17 protein-coding genes are annotated in these 23712 nt (G+C 39.6%); 10 read left to right on the forward strand and 7 right to left on the reverse strand.

The genetic code is table 11. The features are described from left to right. Positions 1 to 2547 (forward strand): Ig-like domain-containing protein (locus RMB06_RS18270; protein WP_404976476.1); only part of this gene is annotated, 2547 nt, incomplete at its 5' end. A gap of 49 nt (positions 2548 to 2596) precedes the next feature. On the opposite strand, the gene RMB06_RS12830 is transcribed toward RMB06_RS18270, so the two are convergent. Beyond that, a complete protein-coding gene (locus tag RMB06_RS12830) occupies positions 2597 to 3514 on the reverse strand; it encodes a LysR family transcriptional regulator (protein WP_311079764.1) in 918 nt (305 codons plus the stop codon). 97 nt (positions 3515 to 3611) lie between these two features. On the opposite strand from RMB06_RS12830, the gene RMB06_RS12835 reads away from it, so the two are divergent. The 3 genes from RMB06_RS12835 to RMB06_RS12845 all read left to right on the forward strand — a co-directional run bounded on the left by RMB06_RS12835 (position 3612) and on the right by RMB06_RS12845 (position 8165). Beyond that, the gene (locus RMB06_RS12835; RefSeq protein ID WP_081309573.1) at positions 3612 to 4994 is read left to right on the forward strand and encodes an aspartate aminotransferase family protein; all 1383 of its coding nucleotides are present in this window, start codon (positions 3612 to 3614) and stop codon (positions 4992 to 4994) included. Between the two features lie 106 nt (positions 4995 to 5100). After that, a complete protein-coding gene (locus RMB06_RS12840) occupies positions 5101 to 6669 on the forward strand; it encodes a CoA-acylating methylmalonate-semialdehyde dehydrogenase (protein WP_311079766.1) in 1569 nt (522 codons plus the stop codon). A gap of 104 nt (positions 6670 to 6773) precedes the next feature. Further along, positions 6774 to 8165, forward strand: a complete 1392-nt coding sequence (locus tag RMB06_RS12845) for an amino acid permease (RefSeq protein WP_311079767.1) — start codon at positions 6774 to 6776, stop codon at positions 8163 to 8165. Between the two features lie 58 nt (positions 8166 to 8223). Here RMB06_RS12845 and RMB06_RS12850 read toward each other — a convergent pair whose 3' ends face one another. Together RMB06_RS12850 and RMB06_RS12855 are read right to left on the reverse strand one after the other, a co-directional pair. Beyond that, on the reverse strand, positions 8224 to 9309 hold the full coding sequence (locus RMB06_RS12850) for an HlyD family secretion protein (RefSeq protein WP_311079768.1): 1086 nt from the start codon (positions 9307 to 9309) through the stop codon (positions 8224 to 8226). After that, the gene (locus tag RMB06_RS12855) at positions 9306 to 10883 is read right to left on the reverse strand and encodes an MFS transporter (protein WP_311079769.1); all 1578 of its coding nucleotides are present in this window, start codon (positions 10881 to 10883) and stop codon (positions 9306 to 9308) included. The genes RMB06_RS12850 and RMB06_RS12855 overlap by 4 nt, the downstream gene beginning before the upstream one ends. Positions 10884 to 11049: 166 nt before the next feature. Between RMB06_RS12855 and RMB06_RS12860 the strand changes: the two genes are divergently transcribed. Then, the gene (locus RMB06_RS12860; RefSeq protein ID WP_075383032.1) at positions 11050 to 11670 is read left to right on the forward strand and encodes a TetR/AcrR family transcriptional regulator; all 621 of its coding nucleotides are present in this window, start codon (positions 11050 to 11052) and stop codon (positions 11668 to 11670) included. Positions 11671 to 11749: 79 nt separating this feature from the next. On the opposite strand, the gene RMB06_RS12865 is transcribed toward RMB06_RS12860, so the two are convergent. The 3 genes from RMB06_RS12865 to RMB06_RS12875 all read right to left on the reverse strand — a co-directional run bounded on the left by RMB06_RS12865 (position 11750) and on the right by RMB06_RS12875 (position 16393). After that, positions 11750 to 13327 (reverse strand): aldehyde dehydrogenase (NADP(+)), encoded by a 1578-nt coding sequence (locus RMB06_RS12865; protein WP_311079770.1) that lies wholly within the window; start codon positions 13325 to 13327, stop codon positions 11750 to 11752. A gap of 15 nt (positions 13328 to 13342) precedes the next feature. Beyond that, positions 13343 to 15130 carry an IlvD/Edd family dehydratase gene (locus tag RMB06_RS12870; protein ID WP_311079776.1) on the reverse strand — a complete coding sequence of 596 codons (1788 nt, stop codon included), beginning with the start codon at positions 15128 to 15130 and terminating at the stop codon, positions 13343 to 13345. 87 nt (positions 15131 to 15217) lie between these two features. After that, positions 15218 to 16393 (reverse strand): fumarylacetoacetate hydrolase family protein, encoded by a 1176-nt coding sequence (locus RMB06_RS12875; protein ID WP_311079778.1) that lies wholly within the window; start codon positions 16391 to 16393, stop codon positions 15218 to 15220. 111 nt (positions 16394 to 16504) lie between these two features. On the opposite strand from RMB06_RS12875, the gene RMB06_RS12880 reads away from it, so the two are divergent. The 4 genes from RMB06_RS12880 (at position 16505) to RMB06_RS12895 (ending at position 20907) form a co-directional block, all read left to right on the forward strand. Then, on the forward strand, positions 16505 to 17440 hold the full coding sequence (locus tag RMB06_RS12880; protein ID WP_017392707.1) for a LysR family transcriptional regulator: 936 nt from the start codon (positions 16505 to 16507) through the stop codon (positions 17438 to 17440). Positions 17441 to 17653: 213 nt separating this feature from the next. Further along, entirely contained in the window at positions 17654 to 18625 is a 972-nt protein-coding gene (gene denD, locus RMB06_RS12885) for a D-erythronate dehydrogenase (RefSeq protein ID WP_311079779.1), read from the forward strand. A 33-nt stretch (positions 18626 to 18658) separates the two neighbouring features. Next, on the forward strand, positions 18659 to 20035 hold the full coding sequence (locus RMB06_RS12890) for an MFS transporter (protein ID WP_130121286.1): 1377 nt from the start codon (positions 18659 to 18661) through the stop codon (positions 20033 to 20035). After that, entirely contained in the window at positions 20035 to 20907 is an 873-nt protein-coding gene (locus RMB06_RS12895; RefSeq protein ID WP_311079781.1) for an NAD(P)-dependent oxidoreductase, read from the forward strand. Before RMB06_RS12890 ends, RMB06_RS12895 begins: the two co-directional genes overlap by 1 nt. 116 nt (positions 20908 to 21023) lie before the next feature. Here the strand turns inward: RMB06_RS12895 and RMB06_RS12900 are convergent, their stop codons facing one another. Next, on the reverse strand, positions 21024 to 22367 hold the full coding sequence (locus RMB06_RS12900; RefSeq protein ID WP_311079783.1) for a PepSY-associated TM helix domain-containing protein: 1344 nt from the start codon (positions 22365 to 22367) through the stop codon (positions 21024 to 21026). Between the two features lie 323 nt (positions 22368 to 22690). On the opposite strand from RMB06_RS12900, the gene RMB06_RS12905 reads away from it, so the two are divergent. Then, on the forward strand, positions 22691 to 23710 hold the full coding sequence (locus tag RMB06_RS12905) for an ABC transporter substrate-binding protein (protein WP_032003678.1): 1020 nt from the start codon (positions 22691 to 22693) through the stop codon (positions 23708 to 23710). Positions 23711 to 23712 lie beyond the last annotated feature (2 nt).

Raw genomic sequence — 23712 nt, forward strand, 5'->3', positions numbered from 1 at the left:
GCTACAGCAGCAGATAAATCAGGTAATGCTACAGCACCAAAAACCATTGTTGCACCAGACACTACTGCACCTTCAAGCTTAACTGCAACGATTGATACTGCGGGTAAAGTGGTTACAGGTACGACTGAAGTAGGTGCAAGAGTGACAGTAGAACAAGTAACTGCTGTTTATAAAGAAGTAACTGTTTTAGAAACCCAATCTGTTTTGAATGAGACAGTACAGTCAAATTATTTATCGAAAACATATTCTTTCGAAGTTACAGGTACAAATGCACATGTTTCTTTAAATTTGAGCTCTTCGACTAATTCACTTTCTGGTAGTTATAGCTCAACTCTTTCTGGTGCGAGTTTAAATACAAGTCTAACTGGTAGTATCTCTCAAGCTGGAAACGGAAATTACAGTATTGATCTAGCACAAGGTTCAGTATTAGCATCTGGAACCTATACTTTGACAGTAAATTATTCTAGTTCAATGGTCCCTGTTATAAATGTAAATGTAACGCAAGAAGTGCCAAAAACTATTTTAGAAGTAGACCATTACGAAACAAAAGTTGTAGGCACAGCTCATGCAGATGAGGCAGGAAATTATTCTATTACTCTTGATAAAGCTTACTTAAATGGCGAAAGCTTAAGCGTAACGGCAGCAGATCAATCGGATAATAAAACTGAAGCGAAAGAGGTTATTGCACCAGATAGTACGCCACCAATTTTGCATCAACCAACTATTCAAGGTGGATGGGCTGAAGGGCAATCAGTACAAGGTACAACTGAAGCAAATGCCACAATAATTGTTAAAAATGCTGCAGGTGATGTAATCGGTTCGGCAATAGCTGATGCATCTGGGTATTACAATGTAATTTTGAATACGGTTTATGAAGATGGTGAACTATTAAAAGTAATTGCTGCGGATGCTAAAGGTAATGAAAGTTCAATTAATATAAATGCACCTGATACTACGGCACCTATATTGGCTAATTTGTTTAATTACGATGTTAGTACAGATAAAATTATTTTTAATGCGCCAAGTGATAGTTATGCTGTTGAGCAAAAAATTGATGGTGCTTGGGTTCACGTAAATATTGAGGAAAAATTCGATTGGTTAAATGTAGAATATAGGGTAACTGCTACAGATCAAGCTGGGAATAGTTCTCAACCACTAACTACTATAATTAATACTGTATCAGGAACTTACAAGCCAACAGACTCTACATTTACTCAAATTATTAAAGGATCTACAGGAAATGATTATCTATATGGTGGCAATGGAGATGACTCGTTAATTTCTAATGGAGGTTCTGATAGTTTATACGGTGGATCCGGGAACGATACACTGATTTATGGTGGTAATTCCCCGAATGTATATACAGGATTAATTGGCGAAGCAGGGAGTGATACCTATATTGTAGATAAAGCATTATTAGGGTCGTTAAGTTATGTTCATATCTTAGATAATACAAATGAACAAAATACACTTTATTTAAAATCAGTTTCAGCTGATGAAATTATCTTAAAACAAGCTAGTGCAGATAGAATTATTACATTTAATGATTCAACTGCCACCATTCATTTTGGTGAGGGGCAATTATCCTCAATTGTATTTGACGATGGAACAGTTTGGAATAAAGCACAAATTGAAGCCAATATTATCGGTAGATTATTAGGTTCAGATGGAGATGATCATTTACAGGCAGATGCTAATTATTCCGTAATTTATGGTCTAGGTGGTAATGATACGATACAAGGTGGTGGTCAGAATGATTATCTATATGGTGGCAATGGAGATGACACGTTAATTTCTAATGGAGGTTCTGATAGTTTATACGGTGGATCCGGGAACGATACACTGATTTATGGTGGTAATTCCCCGAATGTATATACAGGATTAATTGGCGAAGCAGGGAATGATACCTATATTGTAGATAAAGCATTATTAGGGTCGTTAAGTTATGTTCATATCTTAGATAATACAAATGAACAAAATACACTTTATTTAAAATCAGTTTCAGCTGATGAAATTATTTTAAAACAGGCTAGCGCGGATAGAGTTATTACGTTCAATGATTCAACTGCCACCATTCATTTTGGTGAGGGACAATTATCATCTATTGTATTTGATGATGGAACAGTCTGGGATAAGGCACAAATTGAGCAACATATTGCCAAAACTGTACTGGGTACAACTGGTAATGATGTATTTGAGGCAATTACAGCAGATCAAACTTATTCATATACTTTAAATGCGGGCACAGACACGTTAATTTTTAATGTTCTTGATAATACAGATAATTTAGGCGGAAATGCTAAGAGTGAGTGGACGGATTTTAATCTCGTAGAGAATGATAAAATTGATTTGTCTCAATTGCTTATAAATGAAAATGGAAATCTTCAAGATTATATTTCTGTAAAAGATACTGAGGTGGGGCTAATTATTTCAGTTGATAGAGATGGGTCTAGTCAATCTACGTATCATTCGCAAGAACTAATTTTGCTTACTGGTAAGCATGATACTTTAGAGAACTTAATAGCTTCAAATACCTTTATTCACTAAGTTGTTTAATAATAGACTAAAAAAGAGACCAGTTAATGGTCTCTTTTTTTTAACTCCCAACGATCCGCTTCTCAAGCATCTCCATAAAAGTTTTTAAAATAATATTGTGGTTTTTGCCCTTGTGAGTAATTAAACAAATGGGTGTGCTGTAATGCATTTTCTCCTTTGAAACAGCTTGCATAAAACCATCTTCAACCCATTTTTTTGCATAGTGGTCGGGTAAAAAACCCAAGAATTTTCCAGTTAAAATCAGAAATGCGATGCCTTCACGGTCACTTGCTGTCGCCTTACAGTCTAAAAGCTGATGCAACTTTGCTGCTTCTGGTGTGATCGCATAATTAGGAAGGACCGCTTGCCATGTTTTTAACTCATCTAGATTCATATTGCTGCACTGGCTAAACAACGGATGGTTTTTGCCACAGTACAAAAATGAACTTTCACTATATAAGTCGAAATAGTCTAGACCAGACAAAGGTGTAACAAGTGGAATAACACCTGCGTGCAAACGGTTATCGAGTACACGGCATTCAATATCTGACAAAGTACTCATACTAATGTTAATAATAACCTCGGCATGTTCCTCTGCAAGTTGGGTCAACGTATTGGTGATATAGCCTCTAGGCATAGTCACAAGATTGTTAATAATCCCGATATTAAACTCACCCTTAAGGCGGTTATGCATTTGATTGACTTTAGAACGAAAGTCTTCAATCGCCGCTGTGAGTACTTCGATATATTCTAAAATTTCCCGTCCTTCATCGGTCAAGGCAAACCCAGCACGGCCTCGCTGACATAGTCGAATGCCTAAACGATTTTCTAAATCACTCATATGCAAACTAATTGCAGAACGACTAATACCTAAAATACTTTCGGCAGATGTAAAGCTGTGACAGTCGCAAACCATTTTAAATATTTTAAGTAATTTAATATCAAAATCAGTGACTTGATTTAATTTTTTAGGTTTCATTTAGTTTTGTTTTTTTAAATCTAAACTCAAGATAATTTGAATTTATCAAACTTATCACGCTATGTACACTCAAACCATAATTTGAAAATAAACAGGAATGGTTATGTTTGATACGGATAAATTCAGCGACTCAGAGCATACTTTGGATGCGGTTCAAACTAATAATAATATGCATATAAATTATCAGGCGCACTGGATGCCTTTTTCAGCAAATCGAAACTTTGCTAAAGACCCGCGCATGATTGTGGGTGCAAAAGGATCATACCTAATTGATGATTCGGGCCGTGAAATTTATGACTCACTTTCAGGCTTATGGACTTGTGGTGCTGGTCATACGCTTCCTGAAATTCAACAAGCGGTGAGTGCTCAATTAGGTCAGCTCGACTACTCGCCAGCTTTTCAGTTTGGTCATCCGTTGTCTTTTAAGTTGGCAGATAAAATTGTTCAGCATATGCCTGAAAAATTACAACATGTTTTCTTTACCAACTCAGGTTCAGAGTCGGCAGATACTGCCATCAAAATGGCACGTGCATATTGGCGTATTAAAGGTAAACCGAGCAAAACCAAACTGATTGGTCGTGCACGTGGCTATCATGGTGTAAACGTTGCGGGAACAAGCTTAGGTGGGATTGGTGGCAACCGTAAAATGTTTGGTCAGCTTATGGATGTAGACCATTTACCGCATACCTTGCAGCCGAATTTAACTTTTACCAAAGGCTGTGCAGAAACAGGTGGAGTAGAACTTGCCAATGAAATGCTTAAGTTAATTGAGCTGCACGATGCTTCAAATATTGCAGCCGTCATTGTGGAGCCTGTTTCTGGTTCAGCAGGTTGTATTGTACCGCCAACAGGCTATTTACAACGTTTAAGAGAGATCTGTGATCAGCATGACATCTTGTTAATTTTTGATGAAGTAATTACAGGTTTTGGGCGTTTAGGAACTTGGACAGGGGCAGAGTACTTTGGGGTAACACCAGATATTTTGAACTTTGCGAAACAGGTGACCAATGGTGCTATTCCTTTAGGTGGTGTGGTGGCAAGCCATGAAATTTACTCAGCTTTTATGCAACAAGACTTACCAGAGCATGCCATTGAATTTACCCATGGCTATACCTATTCGGCACATCCGGTTGCTTGTGCGGCTGCTTTAGCTGCGCTTGAAGTTTTAGAGAAGAAAAACTTGTTAGCTCAATCTGCGGCGTTAGCACCAACCTTTGAAAAAAAGTTGCATGGCTTAAAAGGCGCACCGCACATTTTAGATATTCGTAATTGTGGTTTGATTGGTGCTTTGCAGTTAGCTCCGCGTGATGGCGATGCCACCATCCGAGGTTTTGAGCTTGGTATGAAACTTTGGAAGGAAGGGTTCTATGTTCGCTTTGGAGGCGACACGCTTCAGTTCGGCCCAATGTTTAACAGTACAGAAGCAGATATTGACCGCTTAATGAATGCCGTGGGTGATGCGCTTTATCAAGTGAATTAAGGCTTATAGACATTTTAAGAGCATTGGTAGCGTTATAGATGTTCTTTAAAAACCAAATGAAAAAGCAGTTTGATCTAAAAACTAATTGTAGTAAGGAGTAACAACAATGACAAATGGCCTAGAAGATTTTAGCTATGAAGAAGTTTCAACTGAAAATAGTACGCATAGTGAACAAGCCAAAAAAGTACTAGGGCATTTCATTCAAGGAAGAATTGTATCTAAAACGGCAAGAAAACAGCCAGTTTACAATCCTGCGACGGGTGAAATTAGTAAAGAAGTCGAAATTGCAGATACTCAAACGGTAAATGAAGCAGTTCAGGCAGCCGAGCAAGCATTTCCTGCATGGCGCGATACACCAGTCATTAAACGTGCGCGTGTCATGTTTAAGTTCAAACAACTATTAGAACAAAATGCTGAAAAGATTTGTGCTTTGATTGGGCAAGAGCACGGTAAAATTTCCCATGATGCTCAAGGCGAATTACAACGTGGTATTGAAAATGTTGAATACGCGTGCGGCGCACCAGAGCTTTTAAAAGGGGAATATTCAAAAAATGTCGGTCCAGATATCGACTCATGGAGCGAGTTCCAACCTTTAGGTGTTGTGGCTGGAATTACACCGTTTAACTTCCCAGCCATGGTGGCTTTATGGATGTTCCCAATGGCACTGGTCTGCGGTAACTGCTTTATTTTAAAACCTTCTGAAAAAGCGCCTTCTGTGGTTTTATACCTTGCAGAATTATTAAAACAAGCGGGTTTACCTGACGGCGTGTTTAACGTGGTGAATGGTGACAAAGAAGCGGTAGATGCCTTATTGCATCATTCGCGTATTCAGGCGGTTAGCTTTGTGGGTTCAACACCAATTGCTGAATATATTTACCGTACAGCAACATCCACGGGCAAACGTTGCCAAGCATTAGGTGGGGCAAAAAACCACGCGATTATCATGCCTGATGCCGATATCGATAACGTAGTAACTTCATTGTTAGGCGCAGCTTTTGGTTCTTCAGGTGAACGTTGTATGGCACTCTCGGTAGCAGTTGCTATTGGTGACGAAGTTGCCGATGTAGTCATTGATAAGCTAACTCAAGAAATGAAAAAATTGAAGTTCGGCAACTATGCAGATGCAAGCAACGACTTTGGGCCACTTATTACCCAAGCACATAAAGACAAGGTACAAGCCTATATTCAAAGTGCAGAACAGCAAGGCGCAAAAATTGTAGTAGATGGTCGTGATGCAAAACCGACAGGCTATGAAAAAGGCTTCTTTGTTGGTCCAACTTTAATTGATCAAGTCACGCCGAACATGACCAGCTACCAACAAGAAATTTTTGGTCCTGTGTTGCAAGTTATGCGTGTGAATACTATGCAAGAAGCCATGCAACTCATTAACGACCATGAATATGGCAACGGTACTTGTATCTATACCCGTGATGGGGAAGCAGCACGTTATTTTAGCAGTCATATTCAAGTTGGTATGGTTGGTATTAATGTGCCTTTACCGGTACCTGTTGCTTACCATAGCTTTGGTGGTTGGAAGCGTTCATTATTCGGTGATTTACATGCTTATGGTCCAGATGGTGTCCGTTTTTACACACGCCGTAAAACCATTACGCAACGTTGGCCATCTGCTCAGGTCCGTGAAGCAAAACAATTTTCAATGCCAACTTTAAATTAATTATTGCAACAAGGGGAAAACAATAAGTTTTCCCTTTTTCATTATCGTAGGATTTTAAACATGTAATAGATTGTTTTTATAAATATATTTTTAAGGATTGAAATATGAATAATGATACAACAAAAAAATTAGGCGAAGGACTTTCAAATCGCCATATCACAATGATTAGTATTGGCGGTGTTATTGGTGCAGGTTTATTTGTCGGTTCATCCTCTGCAATTGCCAAGGCGGGCCCAGCAGTAATTCTTGCATACCTCATTACCAGCATTATGGTATTTCTGGTGATGCGAATGTTAGGTGAAATGGCCGTTTTAGAGCCGGACACTGGTTCATTTTCTACATATGCCCGTAAAGCGATTGGTCCTTGGGCAGGCTTTACCATTGGTTGGTTATATTGGTGGTTTTGGGTGCTTGCGATTCCGGTTGAAGCCATTGCAGGCGCTGAAATTTTACATTCGTGGTTTCCGAACGTTTCAGTTTCTATCTATGCGTTCTGTTTTATTGTGTTTTTAAGCTTGGCCAACTTTTTTAGTACTAAAAGTTTTGGTGAGTTTGAGTTCTGGTTTTCTCTAGTCAAAGTAGTGGCCATTATTGGTTTCATTATTATTGGTATTTTGGCAATTTCAGGTATTTGGCCTTTAGCTAAAAATGTTAGTGGAGTTGCCAATTTATATAACAACGCTGGGTTTATGCCGCACGGTATGGGAGGCATTTTATCTGCCATTTTAATTACGGCATTTTCATTCTTTGGTGTAGAAATTGTCTCGATTGCCGCAGCAGAGTCATCAAACCCTAAACAGAAAATCAGACGCGCTACCAATTTGGTGTTGTACCGTATTATCCTTTTCTTTGTGGTCTCAATGTTTATTGCCGTTTCACTTGTCGATTGGCGTTCACCAGATTTACAGAAATACGGGACATTCCAATATGTTTTAATGAGCTTGAACGTACCGGGTACTAAACTCATGATTGATACGGTCGTGTTTATCGCCGTTGCGAGTTGTATGAATGCTGCGATTTATACGTCCTCTCGTATGCTATTTCGTTTGGGCACTCGTAGTGAAGCGCCACAAGCTGTAACTAAAATCAATTATGCGGGTGTACCTGCAATAGCTGTGTTTTCTTCAACTTTTATTGGTTTAGTATGCTGTATCATTAATTATGTATTCCCTGGAAAAGTATTTGGCTTATTGCTTTCAAGCACAGGGTCAATTGCTTTACTGGTGTACTTAGTTATTGCGTTCTCACAACTACGTTTAAGACATAAGCTCGAGGCAGCTGGAGCCGAAATACCATTTAAAATGTGGTTATTCCCATGGCTTACTTGGTTTGTGATTATTATTATTTTAAGTGTGTTGGCTTATATGTTCTTATCGCCAGCATATAGTTATGAAACCACATTATCTTTAGGGGTAACTTCGCTTGTGGTTGTTTGTGGGTTGTTCGTTACGCGAAAGCGTAAAGCAACCAGAGCGGTTGCCATGAATTTAGATTAATTAAAAAAGAGACCATAAAAGGTCTCTTTTTTCTCTCATATTCCAAGGTTTAGACTAATTATTTAGTCGTATCAATAGAGACTAAAACCGATAAACCTGGACGTAATAATTTAACGTCTTTTTGATTTTCAATAAGCTTGATTCGTAAAGGTAGACGCTGAACAATCTTGGTAAAGTTACCTGTTGCATTGGTCGCCGAGATCGGAGAAAAAAATGCGCCAGTAGATGGAGAGAAGCTGTCTACCACACCTTTTAGCTCAACGTTATAAGCATCTACATAGACATTAACTGGTTGTCCGATCTTGATCTTTTTTAACTCAATTTCACGGAAGTTAGCTTCTACATAAACCTGATCTAAAGGAACAATCACCATGAGTGGATTACCAGCGCTCACAAAGTTACCTACGTTAGCTGACTTTTGACCAATCATGCCATCAATAGGTGCACGTACTTCTGTATAGCTCAAATTCAGTTTTGCTTTATCAAGTGCCGCTTGGGCTTGTTTAAGGGCAGCTTGTTTGGCTTGTACCTGAATCTTGTATTGGTTGAGCTGATACTGTGCATCAATCACTTTTTCTTTACTGCTGTCTAAGTCAGCATATTGTTCAGTCAATGTAGTCTTAGACTGCTGGGTAATTAATCTAGATTCCGCTCCAAGTGCTTGTAGTTGCTCATAACGCGCCGTATTGTCTTTTGTGAGCTTAATTCCAGCTTCTACTTTTCTTAGCTGTGCTTCAGTTTCTCTAATAACAGTCGGTTGTCTATCAACTGCGAGCATCGCTTCACTCAGGTCAGCTTGTGCTTTTGCATAATTAGATTCAGCTTCAGCTAAAGCAGCTTGATAATCACGTGCATCGATTCTTGCTAAAAGTTGGCCTTTTTTTACGGTTTGATGGTCTTTAATATAAATTTCTTCAATATTGCCAGACACTTTAGAGGCAATGGTTGAGTACTCTACATCCACACGCGCATCGTCTGTTTCAATAATCGAAGATGGTAAAAATATAAGTTTTAAAACCCACAAAATAGATGCTAAGACAATAATAAACGCAATAGCCATAACCCAATGCTTTTTGAGAAATTGCACCTTGGTTAACTTGGGCGGTTCGGTATGGGGGGTGTCTTGGGCTTCGAGAGTACTCATAAAGATTTTCCTGAGTTATGACTATTCATTAACTTAATGAGAGCAATACGTGGCGGATAAGTTCGAACTGGCAAAATCAACATCACAATGAACAAAATAGCAGTAAGGCCAGCTAAGATTAGATATTGATCGCTAATCACTAAGACAGATTGCTGGGCCTGAATCGCAGAATTTAGGGCAGATAAACCACCTGAAACACGATCTGCACCATTTGCAGTGAGCACAGGTGGAGTAAGTGGGTTAATAACAGGGCCTTGAATATTTTGGAAAACATGTTGAGCAGTATTTTCAATCAGTCGTGTTGAATGATATTCACCGCGCACTCGATTGACCCAGTCCAAAATACACACACACAGTACACCGCTAATCGCACGCGGGGTATTAATCATAGGGGATGCATAAATTGCCATGGTTGGGTGAACACTGTTTGTACCCATCATTAAGAGCGAGAGCACGACACAGGTTTGCCCCAGACATGAGATTGCATGCCAAAAATAAAATTGGTCTTGATTCCATGTGGTATCAAGTTGACTTGCACCTAGGCAACCAGCAATGACCAGAAGTAAACCAAACCCGTGTACGTATCGGCTATCCACCCAAGCTTGATTTAAAAGCTTCACAACAATAGGAATATAGATAAATTGCAATGCCGCAATTTGTAAGCCAATCCACATGGTCTGAGTGGGTTTATAGCCATGCACTGCACTTAAGTAATTGAGTGGTAATGTGCTGGTGGACATACCAATAATGACAAAGCAAAAGAGTGCAAAAACAGCATAAGCAAAATTTCTGATTTCGAGCATTTGCGGTTTAATGAGTGGTGACGGATAACGCCACTCATGTATGAAAAACCAAGGTAAAGTAATCGCACTAATTAAGGCTAGTACACAAATTAATTGGGAATGGAACCAATCTAAATGATTGCCATGCAACAACATTGTGCTCAGGCTCGCTAAGCTAATAATCGCTAAAATGGCACCCATCCAATCGTAAGTTTTTATTCTTGAATAATTCAATGGATCTTGGGGAATCCCAAAATAAACCAGTGCAGCGCTTAGCGCACAAAACGGAATGGTTTGGAAAAATATCATTTTCCAACCAACCACATCTAAATAAAACGCAGAGAGTGCGGCACTTAAGTTGGGAAAGAACGTCGCAGTTAATGCATAGCAGGCTAATCCCCATAGTCTAATATCAGGTCCTAAAAATCTAAGCGCACAGGCCATGAGTAAAGGAATGGTTAAACCATTGGCGAGGCCTTGTAAGCCACGTAATAGATAAAAGATTTCGATATTTGGACTAAAAGGAATTAAAACGCTAGAAAAAAGGCAAAGTCCTATAGCAAAAAGAAGAACTCTGCGCATAGAAAAAATGACTGCCCAACTCGTAGACAGGATCATTCCAATAATCATTGCACTTGCGTAAATACTGTTAACCCAATAACCCGAGTCGACACTAATGCCCATTGCACCTCGAATGTCGACTAAAGTAATGCTGGTAATTCGGTTATTAAATTCAACAGTCATTGCAGCAAATATTGCACCTGCTAAACCGATGAGTGGCTTTGTATTCATCTTTTACCTTAAATCTTAAACATCAATTCATTGCACGGAGTAGATATTTACTGTACTGTACCGATCGGTACTCTACTCTTTAATTAAATTTCCGTCAATTCTCGATTTTGAACTTTTCGATGAGTTACACTTAGAACGAAATCGCTAAAATTTTTATAAGGTCAATATGTCTGGTTTAACGAAAGCTCATGAAAAAGATCAAAAAATTCTGGATGCAGCAACAAAGTTTTTTTTGATCCACGGCTTTAGTGGAACAACGACCGACATGATTCAAAAGGAAGCGGGGGTTTCAAAAGCTACCATGTATGGTTGCTATAAGAATAAAGAAGCGATGTTTGCAGCGGTGATCGAACGTCAATGTACCAACATGCAAAAACAAATTATTTTAGTTGAGACAAAAGCCGACAATTTACGCTCAGCTCTAACTGAAATTGGGAAGACCTATCTGTGTTTTATATTATCGCATTCAGGCTTGGCTTTTTTTAGGGTTTGTATTGCAGAAGCGGTAAGATTCCCTGAGTTATCTGAAAAATTCTTTGAGTTGGGTCCACAGCGTCTAGCAAATATCATTGCAGGATATCTAGTAAAATCCGTTAAACAGGGCGAAATTGAATTAAGCTCTTCTTCAGAAGTTGCTGCGAATATATTTTTATCGCTATTAAGAAGTGATGCTCATCTAAAATGTTTGACGCATCCTGATTATTTAATATCAGAGAATGAAATTAGTACTTGGGTTGAGTATGCGGTTGATTTGTTTTTAAAAAATATCAATTACAAACCAAATTAATTTAGGAAATTTTATTCTATCTATAAGATCTGGATGTAGAAATAAAAAAGAGACCAGTTTGTGGTCTCTTTTTTATTTATTAGATCGCTTCTCTGGTCATCTCACCATTCACCAATCTTAAAATCTGCAACGGGTTGCTATCTTTTAAAGCCTCTGGCAACAAACTTTGCGGATAGTTTTGATAACACACAGGTCTTAAGTAACGGTCAATGGCCAAGGTTCCGACTGAGGTGCCTCTTGCATCTGAAGTGGCTGGGTATGGTCCGCCGTGTACCATGGCATCACAAACTTCTACACCTGTTGGGTAGCCATTTATGAGTAATCGACCAGCTTTTTCCTCTAGCACAGGAACCACATCTGCAAACTCGGTTAAGTCTGCCTCATCGGCAATTAAAGTCGCAGTCAGCTGACCATTCATGCTTTGTAAGGCCTGAATGAGTTGGGCTTTATCTTCAACTTCAATGATGACTGTGGTTGGCCCAAAGATTTCTTCTTGTAAAAGTTGGTCACCCGCCAGTAAAAGCTCAACATCCGCTTTAAACAGTTGTGGCTGCGCCTGATTACCTTGCTGGGTTTGACCTGCCAAATGTTTAATGCCTTGATGCTCAGTTAAATGGTCAAGACCTGCGGTATAACTTTTTAAAGTGCCGGCATTCAGCATAGTCTGCGCAGGCTTAGCACCCATAATTTCAGTCAGGTTGCTAATGAGCTGAGTAAATTCGGCTGATTTAATACCTAAAATTAAACCCGGATTGGTACAGAACTGACCACAGCCGAGCACTACTGAATCTGCCAAGTCCTGTGCAATTTTTTCTCCACGGTTTTTTAAGGCTTCTGGCAACATCAACATCGGGTTAATACTGCTCATTTCTGCAAATACAGGAATCGGTTGTGGACGGGCTGCGGCCATATCACATAAAGCTCGTCCACCACGTAATGAACCTGTAAAACCCACAGCCTGTATTAAAGGGTGCTTCACTAAAGGTTCACCCACACCATTACCATAGATCATGTTAAATACGCCTTTAGGCATATTTGATTTTTCTACTGCACGTTCAATTGCCTGAGCGACAAAGTCCGCTGTCGCCATATGCCCACTATGCGCTTTGACTACCACCGAACAACCTGCGGCGAGTGCCGAAGCAGTGTCGCCACCCGCAGTTGAGAATGCTAAAGGAAAGTTACTTGCCCCAAAGACCGCAACAGGACCAACACCGATTTTAATCTGGCGCAGGTCTGGGCGAGGTAAAGGCTGACGCTCAGGTAAAACGGTATCAATACGAGCACCTAAAAAGTCGCCACGGCGCAGCACTTTGGCAAATAAACGCATTTGTCCACTGGTACGGGCACGTTCACCTTGTAAGCGTGCAAGTGGCAAAGCGGTTTCCTGTGAGACGATTTCTAGAAAGTCTGTACCCAAAGCATCGAGCTCATCGGCAATATTTTCTAAAAAGGTAGCACGCTGTTCAGGTGAAGTATGGCGGTAAGTTTTAAATGCTTGACTGGCTGCTTCACAGGCCTGATTAACCTCTTGTTCGGTTGCATGGAGAAACTCATAAGGCAAAGTTTCGCCAGTCGTTGCATTTACACTTTTTAGTAAAGTGGAACTTTGTGCACTACGTGAACCGCCAATAAAGTTGTGTCCGATAATGGTCATAATAGAATCCTGAAATTAATGAGAATGCCGTGGCAGGTTATTTTGATTGATCACACGCATATATAACGTTGCAGGCTCTAAACAGCCACCTGTTGATAATTGGCCAACCATGTTGCGATACATTTCTTGCCAAGGCGTTTGAGATGTAGAGACAGTGGGTTTCCATTCCTGACGGCGTTTGTCTAACTCTTCGTCTGCAATGAGGACATTTACTGAGCGTTTATTTAGATCAATGCGCAAACGATCATTAGTTTTTAATAAAGCAATGCCGCCGCCTACCGCGGCTTCAGGTGACATATTTAAGATAGAAGGGCTAGCAGATGTTCCACTTTGACGGCCGTCGCCTAGGCAAGGCAGAGAGTCAATTCCTTTTTTAATTAATTCTGCGGGTGGGGCCATATTTACCACTTCCGCACTACCTGGATAGCCAACTGTTCCAGCGCCTCGAATGACCAAAATACAATGCTCATCAATATCTAGGGCTGGATCATTAATTCGTGCGTGGTAATCCTCTGGTCCTTCAAAAACGATTGCACGTGCTTCAAAGCTATTTTCACTATTTGGGTCAGATAAATAGGTTTTCTTAAATGCTTCGCCCACTACAGACATTTTCATGATGGCACTATCAAAGAAATTGCCACTCAGCACAATAAAACCTGCACCATGTTTTAATGGTTGTTCATATGGGAAAATGACATCTGCATTTGAAGTTTTTGCATTTTTAGCAATTTCTCCTATTGTTTTGCCACTGACGGATGCACAGTCTTCATGTAAAACGCCCGCTTTTTGTAATTCATGTAAAACAGCAGGAACACCGCCAGCACGGTGAAAACCTTCACCCAAATATTTACCCGCAGGCATGCAGTTCACAATGAGCGGAATATTTTCTCCAACGCGTTGCCAGTCTTCTAAACTCAGCTCAATACCCATATGACGAGCAATTGCAATTAAATGAGGAGGGCAGTTACTCGACGCGCCTAATGCTGAAGCTACTGCTATGGCATTCTCAAATGATTGTTTGTTCATGATTTTAGATGGACGTAAATCTTCTAAAACCATTTCACATATTCTTTTGCCGGTCATATAGGCCATTTGCCCGCGTTCGCGATAAGGCGCTGGAATGCTTGCACATGTCGGTAAAGACATACCTAAAGCTTCTGCTAATGCATTCATTGAAAGTGCAGTACCCATGGTATTGCAATGCCCAACTGAAGGTGAGGCGGAAGTCGTCATTTCCATGAAGCCTTCATAGTCGATTTCACCTGTGGCAAGTAAATTTCTTGCATGCCAAAGTACCGTGCCTGAGCCAATTAACTCACCTTTAAAATGACCATCTAACATTGGCCCACCAGATAACACGATTGACGGTATATCTGTTGTTGCGGCTGCCATTAAACAAGCAGGTGTCGTTTTATCGCAGCCCGTTGTTAGTACCACGCCATCAAGTGGATAGCCATGTAAGATTTCAACTAAACCTAAGTAAGCTAAATTTCTATCGAGTGCAGCAGTAGGTCGACGAGACTGTTCAGCAATCGGGTGAACCGGAAATTCCATAGGAATACCGCCCGCATCTCGAATGCCTGCTTTCACACGTTCAGCAAGCTCTTTGTGGTGACGATTACACGGGGTCAAATCACTACCAGTTTGTGCGATACCAATAATAGGGCGGCCTGATTGTAGCTCGGCACGGGTCAGGCCATAATTCATGTAACGCTCAACATAGAGTGCAGTCATGTCAGCATGTGTAGGATCATCAAACCATTCTTGGCTACGTAAAAAAATCCGTTTATCTTGATCATTCATTTTTAGATCCTTCTACTGATCTCGCTCAGCAATTTAATTTTTCAAGTGATGAATATTACGATTGAACCAGTCGATAATACGTGAAAATTATAGTAATTCGCGTTGTTTTAAATTGTGCATCAAAGCATTTATGCCAAAATTCCACGGCATTGCTTTATCACTGGTCATGACTGTGTTGTATAAAGTGCCGAGTTTAGGTGAATGAATACGGACCACATCTCCGACTTTATGGGTAAAGCCAGCGCCAGCTTGTTCTCGATCTTGAGTAGGTGCAAATAAAGTACCTAAGAACAAAACAAAACCGTCTGGATATTGGTGGTTTTCATTGAGGGTTTGTTGAATTAAATCTTCAGGGTCTCGGCTAATTTGCGACATAGAGCTCACCCCATTAAGCACAAAGTTATCTGTCCCTTCAATTTTCAGTTCAACATCACAAGTACGGATATCATTTAAAGTAAAAGTATGATCAAAAAGACGAATAAATGGACCAATTGCACAAGATGCGTTGTTATCTTTTGCTTTACTCAACAGTAGGGCACTACGACCTTCAAAGTCCCGTAAATTAACGTCATTACCTAAAGTAGCGCCTAAAATTTTACCGTGGCTATTTGCAACTAATACGACTTCCGGTTCTGGATTATTCCACTCAGACTTTGGGTGAATACCAATATTTTGGCCTGTTCCCACAGCTGCTAAAACAGGTGCTTTGGTAAAAATTTCAGCGTCGGTACCAATACCTACCTCAAGATATTGAGACCACATTTTTTGTTCAATTAAATATTCTTTAAGTTGAAGTGCTTTTTCAGAACCGGGTTCAATTGTTTTTAAATTATCACCAATTACGCCTTGCACAACTGCACGGATCGATTGAGCTTTTTGTGCATCGCCGCCCGCTTGTTCTTCAATCACACGCTCTAGCATGCTTGCGGCAAAAGTAACACCAGCTGCTTTAATCACTTGCAGGTCAATAGGGGCTAAAAAATATGCCTTGTTTGTATCTGGTTCAGCGACTGTATTGGCAAACAATTCATCAATTGAGCCAACTAATTTTCCTTCAATTTCAGCTAAAGCTTTTAAAGGATCTGAACTCTCAAGTAACTGGGAAATCGTGTGGAACTTTTCAGAAATATCAAAAACCTGATCACCTTTTAAAAGAATCGGAGATGGACCAGAAATTTGATTTGGAATCCACGCGCGACCAATTAAACATCCTTGGGTAGCGTCGTCTGGTAATGAGTTCTGGGAATTTAACGTAAAGTTCATTTAAAGCATCCTTCTTTTATTTGAAATCATGATATGTTTCTTATTTAATAAACACCAATCGTAATAATTTAATTATTAATAACGAAAAGTTATCGAAAAGGATTTTTGAAAATGGCTGATTTGACTTACACAAGCTTAAATAATTGGTTGAAATTTAAACATTTGGTGTTGTTGGAAACTTTGGCGAGAACCAATAACATGCATTTGGCCGCCGAGCAGATGAATTTAAGTCAGCCAGCGGTGAGTAAAATGCTGAAGGAAATAGAAGGATTACTGGGCTTTCCTGTTTTTGAACGGTTACCCCGAAATATGCCAGTAACAGCATTGGGTGAACATGTCATTCGATATGCCCAGCGTGTGTTAAATGATGCAAAGCATTTTGTAGAAGATATTGAAATTTTACGATTAGGTGGTCACGGTTTTTTAAAAGTTGGTGGTATTTTTGCCGCAACCGCAGTGGTGATTCCAAACTCAATTATTGAGATCAAAAAACAATGGCCGTTACTTTCTATCGATGTTGTTGAGCAAACCAGTGACCATTTAATGGAAATGCTAAGTGAGCATACTTTAGATTTAGCCATAGGTCGTTTTACCGATGTGACGCAAAGCCAGTTTTTTGATTTCCAACCTTTAGGCCCAGAGCCGTTTTGTATTGTTGTTAATAATGCTCATCCATGTGCTAAGAAGAAGTTTTGTACATTAGAAGAATTATTAAATTGGCCGTGGGTACTCTATCCTAAAGGCACGCCAATTCGACAACGGATGGAAGGCGCATTTGCCCGAGCAAAAGTCAAAATCCCCTTAAATACGGTAAATACCATGTCGATGCAGACCTTTTTGCAGATATTAAAAGGTGCGCCTATGGTAGGAATGTTGCCCGAAGCTATGGTGATCGATCAGGTAAAAGAAGGGCAATTACAGATTTTAGAAACAGATCTAATTTTAGATGCACAGGATTATGGAATTTTGACGCGTAAAGATGAACCAGTGTCTGATATTGCAGCAGCATTTATTAATATCTTACTTAAAAATGCGAAACGTAAATAAAGTATTCAGCCTCAAGCCATGGGGCGGTTTGAGGTTTTCAAGTTGAAAGATAACTTGCTTTATTGAGTAAATTTATAAACATAAAACTGATATTAAAAAGTTATCAATATTTAGAAATTATTCATTGGAAATTATTGCAGGGACTCCTTATCGTTTAATTCACGACAATTACAAAAGTTTTTAAGTGAATAAAAACTAGGAAAGGACCTCTGTATGAATGTGCTAATCACTGGTGGAACAGGTTTTATTGGAAAACAAATTGCTAAAGAGATCTTAAAGGCTGGCAGTTTGACTTTAGATGACAATAAACCGCAGTCCATCGATAAAATTATTCTGTTTGATGCATTTGCTGGCGATGATATGCCACAAGATCCAAGAGTTGAAGTGATTGTCGGTGATATTACCGATAAAACTACAGTTGCTCATATTACAGAAAATATTGATGTCGTTTGGCACTTGGCTGCTGTGGTGAGCTCAGCAGCGGAGGCTGATTTTGATTTAGGTATGGATGTTAATCTGTATGGGCTCTTAAATTTATTAGAAGAACTCAGAAAGAAACAAACCACGCCTCGAGTCATTTTTGCCAGTGGTTGTGCTGTATTTGGTGGCCAATTACCAGAGGTTGTGACAGATGAGACAGTGGTTACACCAAAGTCTTCTTACGGCATGCAAAAAGCAGTAGGAGAATTGCTGGTCTCGGATTACTCAAGAAAAGGCTTTATTGATGGCCGTATTTTAAGACTACCGACTATTGTGGTTCGTCCTGGTAAACCTAATAAAGCGGCATCGACATTTTTTAGTTCAATCATTCGCGAACCGTTAAAAGGTGAAACGGCCGTTTGCCCAGTCCAGTCAGATACTCCAGTTTTTATTACTTCACCGCGACGTTGTGTTGAATCAATGATTAAAGCTGCGTCAATTTCTTCAGATGTACTTCAAGATAACCGAATTATTCCTCTACCGGGATTAACAGTCACCGTTAACGAAATGCTTGAGGCCCTTGAAAAAGTTGCGGGCAAACAAGCAACTGAATTGGTGCAATGGCAAGAAGATAAGACCATTCAACGTATTGTCCAAAGTTGGCCTGTTCAGGTGAAAGCTGAATATGCCGCATCTTTAGGTTTCCAAGCAGACGAAAATTTTGAAAGCGTGATTCAGGCACATATAGAAGATACCCAAAATTAATGGCAGTGATCGCCAGTTGATGTGAGATTTATTATGGAAGATATCAAGAATGTAACTGCTCTAGAAGAGCAGACAATTAAACGTATTTCGAACCGAATTATCCCGTTTCTCATTATTCTATTCATTATGGCATTCCTAGACAGAACCAATATTGGTTTTGCTGCGTTACATATGAATGATGCACTTGGAATTACTCAAACCATTTTTGGTCTAGGTGCGGGGGTATTTTTTCTAGGTTATTTCATTGCAGAAGTTCCAAGTAATATTTTACTTCATCGGTTTGGAGCGCGAATCTGGATTGCCCGAATCATGATTACTTGGGGAATCATTGCCGCACTGATGGGTTTTATTCATAGCGGCACGCAGTTTATTGTTTTACGGTTTTTACTCGGTATTGCTGAAGCGGGTTTCTTTCCGGGCGTGATCTTTTATTTAACCTTATGGTTTCCTGCAAAATATCGTGCCCGAGTTTTTGCAACGTTTTATCTTGGATTGCCAATTGCTCAAATTATTGGTGCACCAATTTCAGTTGGCCTTATGCAATGGGGTAATACCATTGGTTATGAAGGCTGGCGTTTGATGTATGTGCTAGAAGGGATTCCTTCCATTATTTTAGGACTAATCTGCCTTAAATATTTAACCAATAACCCAAAAGAAGCAGAGTGGTTAACAGCTGAGCAGCGTCAATGGTTAATGACCACACTAGAGCGTGAAGAAAGAGAAAAAGAGCAATCTGCCGATGCTGCTTTAACTAAGGGTGAACTCATTAAACAAGTATTTAAAAATCCTTTAGTTTGGATTATGGCGGTTGTTTATTTTGGAATTACTTCCGGTTCAAATGCAATGTTCTTCTTCTTACCAAGTGTTTTAGAGTCATTCCGTAACACATTTGGTATGCAAATTAGCCTTATTCAAAATGGTTTACTTACAGCAATTCCATATGCATTTGCAGCTGTTGGAATGGTTTTATGGAGCCGCCGTTCTGACCGTAAACAAGAACGTTATAAACACGGTGCTTGTGCTGCACTTATGGCGGCGTTAGCCATTGCGATTGCACTTATTGTGAATCAGCCTTGGGCAATTATTGTCGGATTTATTCTGCTCGCAATTGGTGTATTTAGCGCAATTAACATTTTCTGGACCATTCCTGGGCAAACTCTAACGGGTGTGGGTGCCGCAGCTGGAATTGGATTAATTAATTCGGTAGGTAATTTAAGTGGTTTTACTGGTCCATATTTAACTGGCTATTTATATACCACCACAGGCACCTATACAGTGGCATTCCTTGCAATTGCTGGCTTTGTAGCGATGGGTGGTTTGGGCTTGTTGTTATTAGCAAAGTTAAAATCGAATAGCTTAAAAGTAGAACAGCAGCAACTTAAAGTTCGAACTGCTACGGAGTTGAAATAATGGCGACCATCGGATTTGTGGGCACAGGCATTATGGGCATGCCGATGGCTATGCATTTACTCAAAGCAGGCCATCAAATTAAGGTTTGGAATAGAACTTTATCTAAAGCAGATAGTTTAAAAGAAGCTGGTGCCCAAGTTTGCTCTGACCTTGAACAAGTCGGGAAAGATGTAGAGTTTCTAATCTGTATGCTTAGCGATGGAAAAACCTGCGATAAAATTCTATTTCAAGAACGTGGTGCAATCTCACAGCTAAAACCCGAAAGCACGGTCATAGTGATGAGTTCGATACCTGTTGAAGTTGCAAAAGTACAAGGTGACAAATGTAGAGAACGAGGGTTTAAATATTTAGATGCTCCAGTCTCTGGAGGCGAAAAAGGTGCCCAAAATGCAAGTCTTGCTATTATGGTGGGCGGTGACGCTAAAACATTTTCACAGGCTGAAACTATTTTAAGTGCAATGGGACGCCCAATTTTAGTGGGCGGGGCTGGCTGTGGAATGCTCGCAAAACTTGTCAATCAAATGATAGTAGCAACTACCATTGCAACTGTAAGCGAGGGCTTATTGCTTGCCAGTAAAGCTGGAGCTGATCCTATTAAGCTCAAACAAGCACTCACAGGAGGTTTTGCAGATTCTCCAATTTTACAGCAACATGGCGAGCGTATGCTAAGTAGAAATTTTAAACCGGGAGGCACTGCTCGAAACCAGCATAAAGATATTCATACAGCCGTTAGCTATGCTAAATCACTAGAATTGAATTTACCTGTTGCCCAACAAGTCAGCCAATTATTTGAAAATATGCTGGCTGCCGGAGACGGTGAGCTTGATCATTCTGGTTTAATCCGTGAACTTGAGCGAATGAACCCATTGTGAAATTGCTTTAAATTTAGCGGTACTTGATGAATAGACATAATCAAGTACCGCTTTTTTTATGGTTGATGCTTAGATTTTGTAATAAGAAAAATAATTAGTGGTTATTGAAATTTTATTTAAGATTTAGACGGAATATATTTACGCATAGCAAAGATAAACAGCGTAAATAAAATACTAAAACCAAAAACAGGTAAGCTGAGACCTAACACGATTCCTACCAATATTAACCATATTTTTTGTGATCCAGTTGCACGATTCCAAATCAATAAGCTTTGACCAACGAAGTGAGTTGTCATGAGTTTTAAATTCGAGTTTTTAAACGCAGCTTTATATCCATAAATAATCATAATACAGAGTGCGAAGGCATAAAGTGCCAGTACCAATTGATTTATCCAGCCAAATAAAACCCCAATATGCGCATCAACTCCCCAACGAGTGAGTTTTGCCACTAGTGAATAATCTTTAAAAGCAAGTTGATCAATAACTTTGTGTTGCTCCATATCAATGGCGATACTGTCTGCTTGAGTTGGCCATTTACGCTGAATTTCGGCTATAGTCCAAGCTTGATTTCCACTAGTCGGTGGTTTGATTTGTATCTGTGCTGCATCAATGCCCTGTGCTCTGGCGATTGAAAGAGCAGTATCGTACTCAGTAGAGACAATATTTAAATTAAGATTTTCACTATGAGGCATCTCGTGATGTTCATGGTGCATCACTGTAGGTAAATTATCTGTTTGAAGAGAAGTTGCTAAAGTTGGGGTTTGCCAGTTAAGCCACTGACGAGCAACTCGAATATTATCGCCAGCCCATTCAGACCATGTAAGACCTGTAACGGCGATTATTAATAAGAGAGGAAATAAAGTTAAACCCAACGTGCTATGCCATCTTAATAATCTATTTTTTTGTGTTTGCCTGATTTTAAGATTTTGACGCCGTTTCCACCAATTATACAGTCCAGTTAAAGTCAAAATGGCTAACCAGCTTGCTGCCAGTTCACTATAAAAGCGGCCCCATTTTCCTAGTAATAAATTACTATGTAACTGGTCGAGCGTAGTTCGAAACGGTAGAACCCCGCTCGTACCATAAACCGCTAGATGACCTTGAGCTTTAAGTGTAAAAGGATCAATAAAAACGGCTTCACTTGTAAAATCGTGGATAGGGTCTGAAAAAATTACACGTGTTGTCTGATCAGAGCTTGGGGCTGGCCTAACTTCAATTACCTGTGCAGACTTTGGCATTACTTGCTTTGCAGCTTCAATTTGCTGGCTCAGCTTATGTGGTGTTTGATTCAGTGGCTCAACATATAGAACATCTTTATAAATGGTTTGTTCAAATTGTGGTGTAATTGCATAGAGTAAACCAGTGATTGCTGCGAACAAGATAAATGGTGCAATAAAAATACCGGCATAAATATGAATTAAACGGTAAAGACTACGCCAGAAAGATGAGTGGGTCAGCATCGGAAGATAATGTCTATCAGATTTTGGGCTGGATTATAACGAGTTATTTATTTTAATGTTGATTGAGCTGTAGCCATTATTAAATTATTTAAATAGCTCTGATGTGCACTTTTTAAGCCAATAATTAAATAGTTTTTATTGCTTGGTAAATTTGGCGTTTTTTTTGCTTACTATCTAAGACCTTATCTAACATACTTTATTTGATTGTTGTATAAATGATAATTCAAACCGTCTTGCTCCCTTATGGTGTTTTTTTACATGAAAAATGCACCAAATAGACACGTCTTTTTATTTTGCACTATATTTGTGCAAGGCATGCCGTAATGAAGTTATTAGCTTCATTACTATCTTTACTCATTCTATGTGGATGTTCTTCATCTGAACAAAGTGGTAAAGCGCAAGAAAAGTTAGCGGCCCATTCGATATGTGTCTTTGATAGTACAAATACAAAAGTCTGTGTAGCCAAACCTGCCCAAAGAATTGTTTCTTTGTTTGAGTCGGGTTTAGATGGCTTATATATGCTAGGGCAAGGTCATAAAGTGATTGGCATACCGGCCGAAGTATACATCCAACCTTTATTGTTTAATGCCTATTCAAAAATAGATAAGCGTATTGCCAATAAGCAGCTTGCGACGCCTTCACAAGGAGCAAATGCAACCAATATTGAAAGTCTTGTGTTGTTAAAACCTGATCTGGTGATTGTAGGGAGCGGGCAGACTCAAACAATTGAGCTGTTACGGCAGTTTGGCATTGCTGTATATGTCATGGAGTCCAGTACTTACCAGCAAGTGAAAGAAGAACTTTCTGAAATTGCTATTCTGAGCGGTGCCCAAAAGCGAGCTCAGGAAATTTTAAATTTCTCTGATGAAATTGTGGCGGAGGTTGCAGCCAAAACGGCACGTCAGCCAAATAAACAATCGATTTACTATGCTTGGTCTGGTGGCCGAATTTTTTCTACCTCGGGACGTCAGTCGATTACCAATGACTTTATTGAGCTGGCGGGTGCTTACAACATTGTTCAGACCAATACGAATCAACCCAATGTAAATCCCGAGACTTTAATTGAATGGAACCCCGACAATATTGTGCTTTGGAATACCAACCCCCAACTAATTTATGAACGAAAAGAATTACAGGGTTTAAGTGCTGTGCAAAACCGAAAGGTATTTAATTTGAGTCCTGCATTTATATATAACCCACACACCATCAAAATTATTATTACGGCGATTTATTTGAATCACAGTATTTATCCCGAACAGTCCGATTTACCTGTAAGTGCTTTACAACAGCGTATTTTAACCAAGTTGTATGGTGAACACCTTGCCAAAGCGTTGGTGCAATAAAA

Source organism: Acinetobacter sp. V104_13 (assembly GCF_031798995.1).
GTDB lineage: Bacteria > Pseudomonadota > Gammaproteobacteria > Pseudomonadales > Moraxellaceae > Acinetobacter > Acinetobacter pittii.

What these genes read in the sequence shown, in the direction of transcription:
- RMB06_RS12830 (WP_311079764.1), bottom strand. Translation starts at nt 3,514, where the DNA reads ATGAAACCTAAAAAATTAAATCAAGTCACTGATTTTGATATTAAATTA.
- RMB06_RS12835 (WP_081309573.1), top strand. Translation starts at nt 3,612, where the DNA reads ATGGTTATGTTTGATACGGATAAATTCAGCGACTCAGAGCATACTTTG.
- RMB06_RS12840 (WP_311079766.1), top strand. Translation starts at nt 5,101, where the DNA reads ATGACAAATGGCCTAGAAGATTTTAGCTATGAAGAAGTTTCAACTGAA.
- RMB06_RS12845 (WP_311079767.1), top strand. Translation starts at nt 6,774, where the DNA reads ATGAATAATGATACAACAAAAAAATTAGGCGAAGGACTTTCAAATCGC.
- RMB06_RS12850 (WP_311079768.1), bottom strand. Translation starts at nt 9,309, where the DNA reads ATGAGTACTCTCGAAGCCCAAGACACCCCCCATACCGAACCGCCCAAG.
- RMB06_RS12855 (WP_311079769.1), bottom strand. Translation starts at nt 10,883, where the DNA reads ATGAATACAAAGCCACTCATCGGTTTAGCAGGTGCAATATTTGCTGCA.
- RMB06_RS12860 (WP_075383032.1), top strand. Translation starts at nt 11,050, where the DNA reads ATGTCTGGTTTAACGAAAGCTCATGAAAAAGATCAAAAAATTCTGGAT.
- RMB06_RS12865 (WP_311079770.1), bottom strand. Translation starts at nt 13,327, where the DNA reads ATGACCATTATCGGACACAACTTTATTGGCGGTTCACGTAGTGCACAA.
- RMB06_RS12870 (WP_311079776.1), bottom strand. Translation starts at nt 15,130, where the DNA reads ATGAATGATCAAGATAAACGGATTTTTTTACGTAGCCAAGAATGGTTT.
- RMB06_RS12875 (WP_311079778.1), bottom strand. Translation starts at nt 16,393, where the DNA reads ATGAACTTTACGTTAAATTCCCAGAACTCATTACCAGACGACGCTACC.
- RMB06_RS12880 (WP_017392707.1), top strand. Translation starts at nt 16,505, where the DNA reads ATGGCTGATTTGACTTACACAAGCTTAAATAATTGGTTGAAATTTAAA.
- denD (WP_311079779.1), top strand. Translation starts at nt 17,654, where the DNA reads ATGAATGTGCTAATCACTGGTGGAACAGGTTTTATTGGAAAACAAATT.
- RMB06_RS12890 (WP_130121286.1), top strand. Translation starts at nt 18,659, where the DNA reads ATGGAAGATATCAAGAATGTAACTGCTCTAGAAGAGCAGACAATTAAA.
- RMB06_RS12895 (WP_311079781.1), top strand. Translation starts at nt 20,035, where the DNA reads ATGGCGACCATCGGATTTGTGGGCACAGGCATTATGGGCATGCCGATG.
- RMB06_RS12900 (WP_311079783.1), bottom strand. Translation starts at nt 22,367, where the DNA reads ATGCTGACCCACTCATCTTTCTGGCGTAGTCTTTACCGTTTAATTCAT.
- RMB06_RS12905 (WP_032003678.1), top strand. Translation starts at nt 22,691, where the DNA reads ATGAAGTTATTAGCTTCATTACTATCTTTACTCATTCTATGTGGATGT.